Source organism: Streptomyces sp. AC1-42W (assembly GCF_003248355.1).
Lineage (GTDB): Bacteria > Actinomycetota > Actinomycetes > Streptomycetales > Streptomycetaceae > Streptomyces.
Genome location: NZ_QKWY01000003.1, coordinates 237,508 through 251,202 on the forward strand (window position 1 = coordinate 237,508; position 13,695 = coordinate 251,202).

Genomic DNA, 13,695 nt, shown 5'->3' on the forward strand with positions numbered 1-13,695 from the left:
GTGCCTGAGCGTACGCACGAGTTCGGCAAGTACGGTGCCACGGGAGTCAAGGGCCACGAAATCCTGGCCCACCGCCTCGACAGCCTCGCCGACTTCATCACCACCCCCGTCACCACCCGGCGCGGCCTCATGGCCCGCCTGCGCTACCTCACCCGCACCCCGCACGCCCGCGCCGCCGCCCGGGACGCGGGCCTGACCGTCACCGACCGCACCCTGAAGGCGTGGCTGGCAGGCACCCGCAACCCGACGAGGCAGAACCTCTCCCGGATCGAAATCGCCTACCGCACCCTGCGCCGCCGCAACGTCGCCCGCTACCTCCTGGCCCGCCTCAACCGCGCCGGACGTGGCACCCGCGTCGAGATCCACCCGCTCAACCAGTCCGGCGTGAGCCGGCCGCGCCAGCGGGTCGTGGAGTTCCGCACCCTCAACATCCGCCACTGGGAAGCCCTCGTCGACGCCTGGTCCACCGGCGACACCCGCGCCCTGGACGACGCCTGGACCGACCAGATCGTCGACCTGGGCTCGCAATGGGGCCAGTACGAGTACGTCACCAACATCGGCTTCGCCGCCTGACCGCGCGGCGCGGCTGCCCGGGAGATCGGGACCGGGCCGTGCCCGCCCCGGCCGCCCCGATCAGTGCAGCGGGTCGGCGTCGTCCTCGTCCCGCGCCGTGACCATGCCGCCCAGCAGACGCCGCAGGCAGCGCACCGCCAGGTCGGCGGGCGAGCCGGGCCCCTCGGTCGCCGCCTCGGTGGCGGACCAGACCTCCAGGGCGATCCGGATGGCGTCGGTGGCCGCCGCCGCGACCAGGCGTACGTCCAGCGGGTCGCGGCGGCCGTCCGTCAGCCGGGCGATGACCGGGACGAGCAACTCCTCCGACTCCTGATTCACGCGGTACCAGACGGCGCGCAGCGCGGGATCGTCCGCCGCGGCGCGCAGCAGCCCCCGGGTGCGCAGGAGCGCCTCCGTGGCCCGGGGGTCCGGTGTGGCCAGCGACCGTTCGACCGCGTCGCGCAGCGCCGGCCCCAGCGCGGTGCCCGGCGGCGTCTCGGCCAGCAGCGCGCGCCACTGGTCGGCGCCGACCGTGAGCAGCGGGCCGACGGCGTCCTGCTTGGAGCGGAAGTACCGGTAGAAGGTCCGCAGCGCGACCCCCGCCCGCCGGGCGATCTCCTCCGCCGTGGTGGCCTCCGGGCCCCGGGTGGCGAAGAGCTCGGCCGCGGCGTGGGCGATGTCGAGCTGCGTGGCGGCCTTGCGACGTTCGGTCAGCGACGGGGGCGATGGCTCGGTACTCACCCCAGAAGCGTACGGCCTGCGACCACCCGGAGGCATGTCGTGACAAGATGGCAAAACGTGCCACCTAGGCGTACGGTGAAGTGGAAGGCAAGGGCGCCGGCGGGCAGAACAGGCCGCGACGGGCGCCGGAAAGGGCCTGACCGACGACGTCGCCGGGCCGAGTAGGAGAGCGCACATGACCCACAAGAACCACTCCCTCCGCTACGACGGCCGTCGCGCCCTGGTCACCGGCGGTGGCTCGGGCATCGGCCAGGCCACCGTGCTGCGCCTGCTCGCGGAGGGCGGCACCGTCGTCGCGGCGGACGTCAGCGAGCCGGGCCTGAAGGACACCCTGGACAAGGCCGGCGCCCACGCGGACCGGCTCACCACCCTGGTCGTCGACATCGCGGACGAGACCTCGGTGCGCGAGGGCGTCCGGGCCGCGACCGACGCGCTCGGAGGGCTGGACGTCCTCGTCAACGCGGCCGGCATCCTGCGCTCCTCGCACACCGAGAAGACCAGCCTCGCGGACTTCACCCGCGTCCTGACCGTGAACCTCGTCGGCACGTTCCTGGTGATCCGCGAGGCGATCCCGGCGCTCCTGGAGGGCGAGGACGCGGCCGTCGTCAACTTCAGCTCGACCTCGGCCGTCTTCGCGCACCCCTACATGGCCGCCTACGCCGCGAGCAAGGGCGGCATCCAGTCCATGACCCACGCGCTGGCCTCCGAGTACGCGAGCCGCGGCATCCGCTTCACCGCCGTGCAGCCCGGCTCCATCTCCTCCGGCATGACGGACGGCAGCGGGGCCAGCGGACAGAGCCTCGGCCCGGGCCTGCCCGAGGACGCCGACATGAGCCTGTTCGCGAAGCTCTCCCCGGCGCTCGGCCAGGGATTCGCCGGCCCGGAGACGGTGGCGTCGGTCGTCGCGATGCTGGCGTCGGAGGACGGCCGGTTCATCACCGGCACCGAGATCCGCATCGACGGCGGCACCCACTTCTGATCCCGCCCCCCACCGGCCTGGAGGACAGGAACCAAGGGCTGTCCCGTGACTACAGGTCACAGGACAGCCCTCGGCACTACGCCATACCGGCCCAGCGGTGACGCGGAGCACGGTTCGTCAGAACCACCAGAAAGGCCGGACCTTGCGCAGTTCGGTCCTCAGTACGGGCGTGCCGTCGACGGGCGCCGGGTCCTGCGCGGTCGGTACGATCCCGCCGGCGGCGATCTTGTCGAGCGTCTTCAGACCGGCGGCGCCGACCGTACCGAACACCGTGTAGTCCGGCCGCAGTACGGAGTCACCGTAGACGACGAAGAACTGCGAACCGTTCGTGTTCGGCCCGGCGTTGGCCATCGCCAGCAAGCCGCGCTCGTAGACGCGACGGGTGCCGGTCGGATCAGTGGGCGCCGGCGGCAGGTCCACCGGCAGCTCGTCCTTGTACGCGTACCCCGGTCCGCCCTCACCGGTGCCGGTCGGGTCGCCGCACTGCAGGACCTTCAGCGTCGGATACGCCGTCAGCCGATGGCACACCGTACGGTCGTAGAACCGGTGCCGCGCCAGGTGCACGAAGCTCTGGACCGTGCAGGGGGCCTTCGCCCGGTCCAGACGCAGGGGAAGCGGCCCCTGGCTGGTCGGGACGGCCACATCGACCGTGCCGTGACTGGGGGTGTGCCGCGGGTCGCGCGGCAGCGGAACGTGCCGCGCCGCCGGGTCGTCCGGTGTCTGGGCGTACCGGCAAGGACCGTGCGTGGTCCGCGGCGGGGCATCGGAAGCGGAGGCGGTGGCGCCGCCCCCGGACACGACCAGCGTTAACGCCGCCAGCGTGGTCATGAGACCTCGGTTCATCCTGCACACCCTCCAGAAGATCGTCAGGTTTCGGAGCGGTCGCAGTCTAAGGCGCGACCCCTCGGGCGAGTACCCGTCCGCAAGCCACATTCCCCTCCTCCGCGATCGGAGCGGAGCCGCGGGCGGCAGCGGGGGCGGCGGCGGGGGGCGCGAGAGGTCATAACACCGGCGTTATGGCCAGGTGTGAGTAGGCGGCCCGGTCGCGCCTCGGCGAGGATAGGTCATGTCCATGTCGAACACCCGGCCGTGACTCGTTGCCCCAACTGCCGTCATGGCGCCGGGTGTTCGCCATGCACACGGCCGCAGGCCGTCCCCCCACCCTCACACGTTCACAGAACGTGTCTTCAGGATCGAGGAATCTTGCGCCTCTCCAGACTCGCGTCCGTACTCGCCGCCGCGGTGATCACCGTCTTCGCCCTGCTCTCCCCGCCCGCCGCCGCCGATTCCCCGGTGACGGCCCCGGCGATCACCAAGGGTCCGCAGCCCATCATCGGTGGCGGATACGCGGGCAGCGCCCCCTGGGCCGCCCGGCTGTACTCCAACGGCCAGGAAACCTGTTCGTCCACCATCATCGCCCCCACCTGGATTCTCACCGCCAAGCACTGCGTCAGCGGCGGCGGGCTCGCCTTCCGCGTAGGCAGCCTGGACCAGTACAGCGGCGGAACCGTCGCCAACGGCGTCCAGACCTACACCCACGGCGCGGACCTGGCCCTCGTCCGTCTCGACCGGTCGGTGTCGGCCTCGTACGCCCCCCTCGGGCAGCCGGGCACCGTGCGGGTCGGTCAGAGCGTGCAGGTGTACGGCTGGGGCGCCACCTCCCGGTGCGGCTCGGAGATCAACTGCCAGTCCCGCTACCTGAAGGTCGCCAACGTCACGGTCACCCGCGGCTGCACGGACGCCTACGGCGGCTCCGCGATCTGCGCGAGCTGGGGCAACGGCATCACCGCGGGCGGCGACTCGGGCGGCCCCATGATGGCGGGCGGCGTCCAGGTCGGCGTAGCCTCCACCAGCGACCGCCAGAGCACCACGGCCTACACCAACGTGACCGCGTACCGCTCCTGGATCCAGTCGATCGCGGGCGTCTGAGCCGGCCCGGAACATCATGAGAACCGGCGGCGGGGGTGTGGGACGACCACACCCCCGCCTGCCGCGTGAGGAGCGCTTCACACCCCGTCGGCAGCGGGACCCCCGAGCCCTCCGGAATCCCCGGCGCCCGGCGCGGTCCCGGCCACCGCGTCGACCAGGGGCTGGACCCGGTAGGGGATGACCGGGCTCAGTGCGATGACCGTCGCGCTGCGCCGGACCCCCGGCACCTCCAGGACGTGGTCGATCACCCGCTGCACGTGCTGGTTGCTCGTGCCCGCGATCCGGCACCAGATGTCGCCGGAACCCGTCACCACATGTGCCTCCAGGATCTGCGGCACGGCCCGCAGCCGCGCGGCGATGGCCTCGCGGGCGGGCTGGTCCACCTCGAAGGTGGTGAACGCCTGGACCGCGTGGCCGAGAGCGGCGACATCCACGTCCGGTCCATAACCGGTCACCACGCCGGACTCCGTCAGCCGGTCCAGCCGTGCCTGCAACGTGCCCCGGGCGACACCGAGTTGGCGCGCGATCTCCAGCAGGCCCGCGCGCGGGCGCTCACGGAGCATGCACAGCATCCGGCCGTCGAGCCGGTCGAGTCCTCGTCGCGCCACCACACCAGCCGATCTGCCACTCCGGGGACACCCATACGCCCCATCTCTTGTCAGATTAGCAAGGAAACTGCCCAGCTATTGCCTGATCGTCTACCACCGCTCCACTCTGTGTGCCCCGGGCACGGCAAGGGCCGTGGGCGAGAGGAGAACCATGAGGCAGCACACCCACCCGTTCGTCCCGTACCGGCCCGACCGGTACGACGAGGCCGAGATGGTCCGGCGGGGGGAAGACTTCGTGTCGTTTCTCGACGGCAGGCGCAGTGTGCGGTTCTTCAGCGACGAGCCGGTCCCGCGCGCCTGCATCGACCTCGCTGTCGCGGCCGCGAACACCGCCCCCTCCGGCGCCCACTTCCAGCCGTGGAAGTTCGCCGTGATCGGCGACGCCGAGACCAAGCACCGCATCCGGGTCGCGGCCGAGGAGGAGGAACAGGTCAACTACGAAGGGGGACGCATCCCGCCCGAGTGGCGCGCCGCCCTCGCCCGCCTGGAGACGGACTCCGACAAGAGCTTCCTCGACGTCGTGCCGTGGATCGTCGTCTGCTTCGCCGAGAAGAGCACGGCGATGCCGGACGGTTCCCTGCGCAAGAACTACTACGTCAACGAGAGCGTCGGCATCGCGTGCGGCTTCTTCATCGCCGCCCTGCACGCGATGGGACTGAGCACCCTGACGCACACACCCAACCCGATGGGCTTCCTCACCGAGATCTGCGAACGTCCCGGCAACGAACGTCCCTACATCCTCTTCCCCGTCGGCTACGCCGCAGCCGACTGCGAAGTCCCGGCCCTGGCCCGCAAGCCACTGACGGAGGCGATCGCCGAGAGCCCCCACCAAAAGGACTGACCACCCGACCGGGGTGGTGCCGGCCCGCGGTCGCGGCCCGGCACCACCCCGCTTTCGGCGGGTACGTCAGCCGATGCTCGGGCCGTTGTCGTTGGACAGGTTCAGGCCGAAGCGGGCCTTGCGCACCGGGGCGCCCAGGTCCACAGGATTGAAGGCGACGGAGCCCGTCGCGGTCAGGCCCGAGGAGACACCCCGCAGCCACCACACCGCACCGCCGTCGGCGACGGCCTCGAGCTCCTCGTCGGGGGCACCGGCGATCAGGTCCGCCCTGCCGTCCTTGTTGGTGTCGAGCAGCCGGACCGATCCACCGAAGTGGTCACCGGCCTCCGCGACACCCGGCACCCCGGTCGACGCCTGGTGGAAGGACTTGGAACCGGTACCGCTCAGACCACCGGCTCCGCCCTTCAGCAGCACCACCGCGCCCGCCGCCTTGGTCGTCTTGATGGCCTCGAACGGCACACCCGCCGCCAGGTCGGCGTAACCGTCGCCGTTGACGTCACCCGCGCTCAGCCGCGCGCCGAACTGGTCGCCCTTCTCGCTCACCCCGGGCACGCCCGCGGTGTTCTGGGTGATCGTCTTCGTCCGGGTGGTGCTCAGGCCGGACGCGGAACCGTAGTAGACCTTGATGGTTCCGGAATCGGTGGGCAGGTTCTCCGTATTGCCGTTCGGGACCACCCGCGTGGCGAGGTCGTCCTTGCCGTCCTTGTCGAAGTCACCCACCGCGGTGGCCGCGGCGCTCGGGAGGGGGATCGACTTCGCGGACAGGCCCTTCGGGGTGCCCAGCCACAGCTTGCCGCCCTCGGCGTGGTTCTGGTACGTGAAGAACGTGCACAGGTCGTCGATGCCGTCGCCGTTGAAGTCGCCGGCAGCGGTGTTCGACATGTCATTGTCGGTATCGGTCATGAAGATCCCCCGCTCGCGGGCGGGCACCCCCTTACGGGTGAACGGGCCGTGGAGCACGTCACGCTGCCGCCCGCTGTCTCCATTCAGCATCATCAGGTCCGTCGCACCGTCACCGTCGAAATCACCGGCGGTGAGGTTGTCCCCGATCTGGTAGTCGGGCTCGACCGGTATACGGACCGCACCCTTCCCGGTGATGCCACCGGTACTGCCCCACAGCAGAATGACGGAGCCGTTGATGGCGTAACCCTCGCCCACGAACCGTTCATGGGTCACCAGAGCGAGATCGGTCAGCCCGTCGTGATCGAGGTCCTCAGCGGCCAACCGGTAGCCGAACCCGTGATTCTTCCCGGGCGCTCCCGGCACGCCCGGGGTGTTCTGATCGATGACCGTGGTCTTCGCCGCGCTCAGACCCTTGGCCGATCCATAGCTGACGGCGACATAGCCGGCCGAGGAGTGGCCGGCGACCGTCGCGGCGGGAGCGGCGACGGCAAGATCCTGATAGCCGTCCCCGTTGAAGTCCTCGCGCACGGTCGTTGCCGCCGTGCCACCGGCAGCCCCCGCGGACGTGCCGCCGGGAGCCGCGACGGCCGTACCACCCGACAGCGCCGTGGCAGCACAGACAGCTATGGCCAGCGTGGTGCGTATGCCCACAAATTCGGCTCTCCTGTCGCTTCCGTGGGTCGCTGACCTGGGGGTATGCGCAGAACACGCCGCACCCGGAGTACGTTTCGACTGCTGAAGGTACGAAACGGAAGAACCAGGTACGGCGTGCGGAACACGAGGATATGGGCCAGGCTGCTCGATGTCGAAAAGACGGTGATCGAGCAGGTCGAGGCCGAGGAGGCCGACAGCGGCGACGATCTGGTGATCGTCGCTCATGCCCGTCCGGCTCGGGGACGGCGGCAGCGGTGCGGGGTGTGCGGCCGCAAGGCGGCGAAGTACGACGCCGGAGAGGGACGCCGTCGCTGGCGGGCCCTGGACGTCGGGGTACTCAAGGCGTTCATCGAGGCCGACGCGCCGCGGGTGTCCTGCCCCGAGCACGGGGTGACCGTGGCGGCGGTGCCCTGGGCCCGGCACCGGGCCGGCCACACCTACGCCTTCGACGCGCAGGCCGCCTGGCTGGCCACCTGCTGCTCGAAGACGGCCGTCACCCGGCTGATGCGGATCGGATGGCGCACGGTCGGCGCCGTGGTCGCCCGGGTCTGGTCGGATGCCGAGGCGCAGGCCGACCGGCTGGCCGGACTGCGGCGGATCGGGATCGACGAGATCAGCTACAAGAAGCGGCACAAGTACCTGACTGTCGTCGTGGACCATGATTCGGGCCGTCTGCTGTGGGCCGAACCCGGGCGGGACAGGGCCACCTTGAACAAGTTCTTCGACCTCCTCGGCCCTGAACGCTCCGCGGGGATCACGCATGTGTCGGCCGACGCGGCGGACTGGGTCACCGGCCCGGTTGCCGCACACTGCCCCGACGCTGTGCGCGTGATGGACCCCTTCCACACGGTGAAGTGGGCGACCGACGCCCTGGACGTCGTGCGCCGTGAGGTCTGGAACGCCGAGCGCAAGGGCAAGGGCCGGGCCACGCCGGGATCGAAGTCGCTGAAGAAGGCCCGCTTCGCGCTGTGGAAGAACCCCGAAGATCTCACGCAGTACCAGCGTTCCCAGCTGGAGTTCGTCGCCAAGGCCCATCCCGTCCTCCACCGCGCCTACCTCCTGAAGGAGGGACTCCGTCTCGCCCTGAAGTCCGGCACCGACACCCCCGAGGCTCTGTGGGACTGGGTGCTGTGGGCCCGCCGCTGCCGCATCGACGCCTTCGTCGACCTGCAACGCTCCATCGTCCGGCACTGGGACGCGATCACCGCAGCGGCCGAGCACGGCCTGTCCAACGGACTCGTCGAATCGATGAACACCAAGATCCGGCTCATCACCCGCATCGCCTTCGGCTTCAAGAACCCCACCGCCCTCATCGCCCTCGCCATGCTCAGCCTCGGCGGACACCGACCCCACCTACCAGGACGTCAACCCGCGAACCGATGACCCACGGATCCGACAGGAGAGCCACAAATTCTCCTTGCTCGCGTACGCGGAGCCAATGGCGTACGAGGTATGGGGCTCGCATGAGAGACCCGTACGAAGGGGAGAAGGTTGCACGGCAAATGAGCGGGTCGGGGCCATCACCGAGCGGTGACAAGTCGGACGACGGGGAGACCCGGACTCCGCCTCCTGACCACGGTGACATGATCGTGAGGTGTTCCTGGTGATCAAGGCGGCGCGACCGACGGAATCCGCCCACTTGCGGGACGAGAACGGGAGCAGCGACAGATGAGCAGGAACCTGGCCGAGGTGGAGATCGCCCGTACGGTCTGGACGGACTACAGGACGATGGGCGACAGGTCCCATGAGGTGCCCGGCGCGCTGCGTCGTCTGTTGGCGGCCTCGGACGAGGACGAGGCCATGGCGGCCTACTGGGACCTGGAGAATGTTGTCGTGGTGCAGGGACAACTGCACAGCGCGGCCCTCCCCGCCGTCCCCGTTCTCCTCGCGGGACTGCTCGGCGAACTGTCTCCGGACGCCCGCGACCTCGTTCTGGAGCTCCTCCGGCAGATCGTCACGGGTGAGCCGGACGAGGACGAGCGCGCCTTGGGCAACACCGATCTCGGTGACCGGTGCAGGGCAGCCGCCCGCACCGGCCTCTGGCTCGTCTATCGGGAGCTGACAACACGGCGCCGGGACACGGCGGAGGCCATCCTGGCCCGCATCGAGGAGGACCGCGCGAGAGTCGCCGCGTATCTGGAGAACACCCGAGGCAAGTAGCCGCTGGAAAGCGCCGGGCCGGCAAGCGTCGCCCCGTACTCGCCGCCTGCCGATGGTCGATTGCCGGAAGAAAGATCCCTCAGCGAACGTCGGAGGCGACTGGAGGGGCGTCGTGTGGTTGGGCTGCACATCCTTGAGCAGACGCATGGTCGCCACCCACGACGGTCAGCTGGTTGGTGAGGGTGCGGCGTTTGCAGAGTCGGCCGCTGAGGAGTTTGGTCTCGAAGCCGCAGTGCGAGCAGTCGAGGGGCTGGGAGAGAGGCCGGGGCAGGTGGTGCAGATCGCGGTGCCTTCGACGGGGGGAGTCCGGGAAGGGCCTGGTGGTGGCCGTATCCGGGGCGGGTGCCTCGTGTTCGCACCGCGCGGTCCGGGCAGGTCCGGCAGACATAGCCGTCCGGCGGGGCTGTCGCGGGACGGGTCCCGTACCCTGCCGACGGGCAGACGGAGGGACGGGACGACGGTGGCGAAGCGCGACAGGAAGGCGACCCGGCGCAAGCCCGACACGACGTGCTTCGTGCAGGTCGCACGCGAGCCGAGCATCGGGGTGGAGGTGTCGACGGGACGTCCCTGGGTCGGCGTCGACCAGCAGGTCGGGCACGGATCGGCCGACGCGCTGTTCGCCCTGACGGAGGAGCAGTACGCGACGGCGCTCGCCGACGGCTGGGAGATCAGGCCGTTCATGGCGGCGTGCTGGCGGGGTGAGCACGACGACCTGCGCCTGTTCGATCCCAGGGGCGGGGCGTGGACCCCCGGCCGCTGGTTTCCCAGCCGCCCGCGCGTGATCCCGCCCCGTTTCGCCGGCGAGCTCTGGCACCACGCCGACGCCCTCGCCGACACCCCGGACGGGGAGCGGACGGCCCTCTCGCGCGCACTGGCCGCCGGCACCGCCCACGTCCGGTCCGGGCCCGACAGCGGCCCCGTGCCTGGTGGCGGGCACGGGCCCGACGCCGTGCCCGGCCCTGACGGCGGGCACCCCCTGACGTTCGCCCTCACCGGCGACGGCGCCTACCCGCGCCCCGCCGCGCTGATCGCCGGTCTGGACGCGGGAAGCGACCGCGAGCGCGCCCGGGCGGTCCTGGGCGACCCGCTGGAGGGCGCCCCGGACACGTACCCGATGGAAGGGGACCGCGTACGGCTCCACTACACCGACGGCGGCCTCACGAGGATCACCCTGGAACGCCCCGCCCCGGCCCCTCTGCCGGCAGGCCCGATCTGTGCCTTCCTCGCCCCGCTCGGCCGCCCCGAAGCGGGCACGGAGTTCCAGGAGGCGGTACGGCTGGCCGGCGGCACCGCCCGGCGCTGGGCGGTCTCGTCCGGCGTCACCCGGCGGCTGATCGTGTGCGACGGGGGAGTGGAGGTCCAGGTCCAGGACGGCCGCGTCCTGAGCACCCGGATACGGCTCGACACGTTCGACGCGGACACCCTGTTCCCCGGGGCGGCCCGCCCCCTCGCGCGCGCCGACGTCCACCGGGCCCTCGGCCCCCCGGCGGCCATCAGCGGCCGCGCCGAACTCCACCGGTACGGTCCCCGCGACCTGGTCGTCCGGTACGGGCCCGACGGCGAGGCACCCAAGGAGATCACGACGGTCCTCGGCGGGGCCGGCGTCTCGCACCGGATCCACCGCTGGCGCTCCGGCGAGTTCACCCTGTTCCTTGACGTCCTGGGCCTCGACACCGACCACCCGCTCGCCCAGCACGTACGCCGCCTCGCCGGAACGCGGGTACGGACCCACGCCGGAACCGTCATCGCGGTCACCATCGGCGACCGCGGCCACCGCCCCGAACGCCTCGCGGCCTTCGCCGACGGCATGCCGCCCGCCCCCACCCGCACCGACCTCCCCTTCGGCGTACCGACTTACACCGGCGACCGCGACGACCTCCGGGACTTCGCCCAGGGCTGGATCCACGTCCATGCCTCCGACGGCGAGACGATCACCACCATCACCGTCAGCCAGGACCCCCCACGCTCCCTCCCGGTGCACCGCTGGTCGGCCCACCGCGACCGGTGACCCTTCTCTACGGGGGGGCGGAGCGCCAACAACCCTCATGTAGGTGCATCGTCCGGCGGCAATCGGTCGAGGTTCAGCGACACGGGGCAGCGCGTACACGCCCACGGATGAGGGCGTGCGTGCGCCAGGACGACCAGAACGGGTGCGTGCGCAGGAGGACCGACAGCCACCGACTTCGATCCCAGGAGCATCCCGCAGGACTGCGGGCCGGTGTGGGGCCCTCTGGACACTCCTCGCGGTGACGGCCGAGAGGCGTGAGGAGCTGGGGGCGACGGTGCCTCGGGAGGTGACACCGGTCAGCCCCGCAGGGGTGCCCCGGTCACAGCGGCAAGGGGGAGGGCAGGTGCGGACGGGTGTCGACGTTGCGCTTGGTGATCTCGCCGGCCATCCGGTCGACGATCCGTCCGGACAGCGGTTCGAACCGGGCGAGCAACGTCGGCGGTAGATCGCCGAGATGCTGATGCTTTCGGGCCTGCACCCACAGCTCGATGTACTGGGGGAACAAAGTGTTGCCGGGGGTGATCAGGAACTGGGCCTGGAAGTTGTGCGCGTCTGCCTTCGCCCACTCCGCGATCAGGCTCTCGAAGGGCATCATTGCCGAGTTGGTGACGTAGGTGCCGGCGACGAGGTTGTGCTCGTCGGTCGCGCCGCCGATCTGCGCACCCTGGATGTGCAACCACTCCCAGTTCTGATTCAGGTCGTAGGTGCAGCCCAGGGCCAGGTTGGCGTAGGCGGCCAGGCCGAGCGCGTTCCAGTTCTTCATCGCGGCGTCCTGTCCCGGGCCCCGGTCCACGGGCGTCAGCCTGGTGCCGGGGATCCAACCGGTGCTCTGCCGCGGTGGAGCGTGCATAAGCTCCTGGTAGGCCGCGTCGAGCGTCGCACGGGTGGTAGCGCTCAGGCTCGGGTCGAAGAACTCGCCATCGCTGTAGCGCTGATTGGCGATGCGGATGCGGTGCGACGCGGACCGCCGGGTGGTCGCGGTCGAAAAGTACAGCATCCTGTGCGGGTCGTCCGGGCCGAGCCCCGCGTACTCGAAGAGGCCGTCGCTGTCCCGGCGGGCCGCCTCGTATATGGTGTCCGGCACCTGATGCACTTGCACGTCGGCGTAATCTGCATCGAGATCGACGCCGAGCCGCTGCTCCACCTGCTCGCGGGAGGTCCCCGCCCGTATGAGCAGGTGACCCTCGGCCCGGGGCACGCGGGAGCCGCCGGAGTTCTGCCACAGCCGCGGACCGGACCGGACGACCATGGCGAGCAGCCCGGGCAGCCCCCGGCCGAGTGCGTTGCCGTCCAGCGGGTCAAGGGTTCCGGCGGTGCTCACGTAGTGGTGGAAGCCGCCCAGTTCCTTGAGCAGCTCGACCTGGAACGCTGGATCGAGGCGGATGAGGTCGTCGAGCTGGGAATCGGAGAAGTCGGAAAGGCCGGTGTTGCGTACGACGTCACGGATACGGTCGACGCCCGAGTAGGGGACGAAGAGCAGCCGGTCGAATGCGTCCTTCCTGACGAAGGCGAACTCGCTGCCGGGCTGGTTGCTGTCCGCGTAGATGCGGTCATCGTAGTTGGCCAGATACATCGACCGCTGCACGGCCGGGGAACCGGTGCACGGGGACGGCCTGGGTGCGTCGGCGTGGGGCTCGGCCACGGCGGCCGGTGCGCGCATGACGCGGGTGGCGTTGGCCTCGGCCTCCCGTTCGAAGCGGTCCCCGGGGTCGCTGACCGACAGGCCGTCCTCCGTGGGCCTGCCCGCCACCGGTCCCTGCCGCTGCTGGATGACGTGGGTCAGCTCATGGGCCAGGGTGTGCTTGTCGACGCCGCCCGCACCGATGACGACATGGCTGCCGGAGGTGTAGGCGCGCGCCCCGATCTCTGCGGCCGAGCGCTGGGCCGCGTGCCCGGTGTGCAGCTGTACGTCGGAGAAGTCGGCGCCGAGCCGTTCCTCCATCTCTGCGCGCAGCGCGCCGTCCAGCGCCTCACCGGAGCCGCGCAGCACACCCTTCACACTCGACCGCTGGACGACGGGGCCGGCCGGCCCCGGGGACGGGCCTTGCCACCGCTGCTTCTCGTCGAGGTGGCCGACCCGTTGCAGCATTCTGACTACAGCAGCGTTGCCGGCCTCCCGCTGGACCGCGAGCAGATCGAAAGGCCGCGTGGCGGACCGTGACGCGGCCACGGCCAGGTGCGCGCTGGGGCGGGAACCTTCACGGCGGTCGGATGCGCGCAAGAGACGGGACCCCTTCCGGGTATGGGCGGGACACCTTCCCTGGATACACGCAGGACCGGGCCGATCACCAGGCCCTGCGGGGGCAGTGTGAGGTTCGGG

Annotated in this window: 12 protein-coding genes; 7 read left to right on the forward strand and 5 right to left on the reverse strand. The window is 70.9% G+C overall.

Going from position 1 to position 13,695, the window contains the following annotated elements:
- Complete coding sequence (locus DNK56_RS33995; protein WP_111339901.1) at positions 1-573, forward strand: transcriptional regulator; 573 nt, start codon at positions 1-3, stop codon at positions 571-573.
- Positions 574-633: 60 nt separating this feature from the next.
- Here the strand turns inward: DNK56_RS33995 and DNK56_RS34000 are convergent, their stop codons facing one another.
- The gene (locus DNK56_RS34000; protein WP_199563947.1) at positions 634-1,293 is read right to left on the reverse strand and encodes a TetR family transcriptional regulator; all 660 of its coding nucleotides are present in this window, start codon (positions 1,291-1,293) and stop codon (positions 634-636) included.
- 175 nt (positions 1,294-1,468) lie between these two features.
- On the opposite strand from DNK56_RS34000, the gene DNK56_RS34005 reads away from it, so the two are divergent.
- Complete coding sequence (locus DNK56_RS34005; RefSeq protein WP_111339903.1) at positions 1,469-2,272, forward strand: SDR family NAD(P)-dependent oxidoreductase; 804 nt, start codon at positions 1,469-1,471, stop codon at positions 2,270-2,272.
- A gap of 117 nt (positions 2,273-2,389) precedes the next feature.
- Here the strand turns inward: DNK56_RS34005 and DNK56_RS34010 are convergent, their stop codons facing one another.
- A complete protein-coding gene (locus tag DNK56_RS34010) occupies positions 2,390-3,115 on the reverse strand; it encodes a peptidylprolyl isomerase (RefSeq protein ID WP_111339904.1) in 726 nt (241 codons plus the stop codon).
- 360 nt (positions 3,116-3,475) lie between these two features.
- On the opposite strand from DNK56_RS34010, the gene DNK56_RS34015 reads away from it, so the two are divergent.
- Entirely contained in the window at positions 3,476-4,201 is a 726-nt protein-coding gene (locus DNK56_RS34015; protein ID WP_111339905.1) for a S1 family peptidase, read from the forward strand.
- A 77-nt stretch (positions 4,202-4,278) separates the two neighbouring features.
- Here the strand turns inward: DNK56_RS34015 and DNK56_RS34020 are convergent, their stop codons facing one another.
- A complete protein-coding gene (locus tag DNK56_RS34020) occupies positions 4,279-4,809 on the reverse strand; it encodes an Lrp/AsnC family transcriptional regulator (RefSeq protein ID WP_111339954.1) in 531 nt (176 codons plus the stop codon).
- Positions 4,810-4,960: 151 nt separating this feature from the next.
- Here DNK56_RS34020 and DNK56_RS34025 point away from each other — a divergent pair, with 151 nt between their 5' ends.
- Positions 4,961-5,650 carry a nitroreductase family protein gene (locus DNK56_RS34025; RefSeq protein WP_111339906.1) on the forward strand — a complete coding sequence of 230 codons (690 nt, stop codon included), beginning with the start codon at positions 4,961-4,963 and terminating at the stop codon, positions 5,648-5,650.
- Between the two features lie 66 nt (positions 5,651-5,716).
- On the opposite strand, the gene DNK56_RS34030 is transcribed toward DNK56_RS34025, so the two are convergent.
- On the reverse strand, positions 5,717-7,432 hold the full coding sequence (locus DNK56_RS34030) for an FG-GAP and VCBS repeat-containing protein (RefSeq protein WP_111339907.1): 1,716 nt from the start codon (positions 7,430-7,432) through the stop codon (positions 5,717-5,719).
- Here DNK56_RS34030 and DNK56_RS34035 point away from each other — a divergent pair.
- The 3 genes from DNK56_RS34035 (at position 7,322) to DNK56_RS34045 (ending at position 11,375) form a co-directional block, all read left to right on the forward strand.
- On the forward strand, positions 7,322-8,590 hold the full coding sequence (locus tag DNK56_RS34035) for an ISL3 family transposase (RefSeq protein WP_111329909.1): 1,269 nt from the start codon (positions 7,322-7,324) through the stop codon (positions 8,588-8,590). The genes DNK56_RS34030 and DNK56_RS34035 overlap by 111 nt on opposite strands.
- A 285-nt stretch (positions 8,591-8,875) precedes the next feature.
- Positions 8,876-9,367: a hypothetical protein gene (locus tag DNK56_RS34040; protein WP_111339908.1), complete on the forward strand. Its 492-nt coding sequence runs from the start codon at positions 8,876-8,878 to the stop codon at positions 9,365-9,367.
- A gap of 460 nt (positions 9,368-9,827) precedes the next feature.
- On the forward strand, positions 9,828-11,375 hold the full coding sequence (locus DNK56_RS34045) for a hypothetical protein (protein ID WP_111339909.1): 1,548 nt from the start codon (positions 9,828-9,830) through the stop codon (positions 11,373-11,375).
- A 319-nt stretch (positions 11,376-11,694) separates the two neighbouring features.
- Here DNK56_RS34045 and DNK56_RS36380 read toward each other — a convergent pair whose 3' ends face one another.
- Positions 11,695-13,464, reverse strand: coding sequence for an eCIS core domain-containing protein (locus tag DNK56_RS36380; protein ID WP_111339910.1), 1,770 nt, complete (start codon positions 13,462-13,464; stop codon positions 11,695-11,697).
- Positions 13,465-13,695 lie beyond the last annotated feature (231 nt).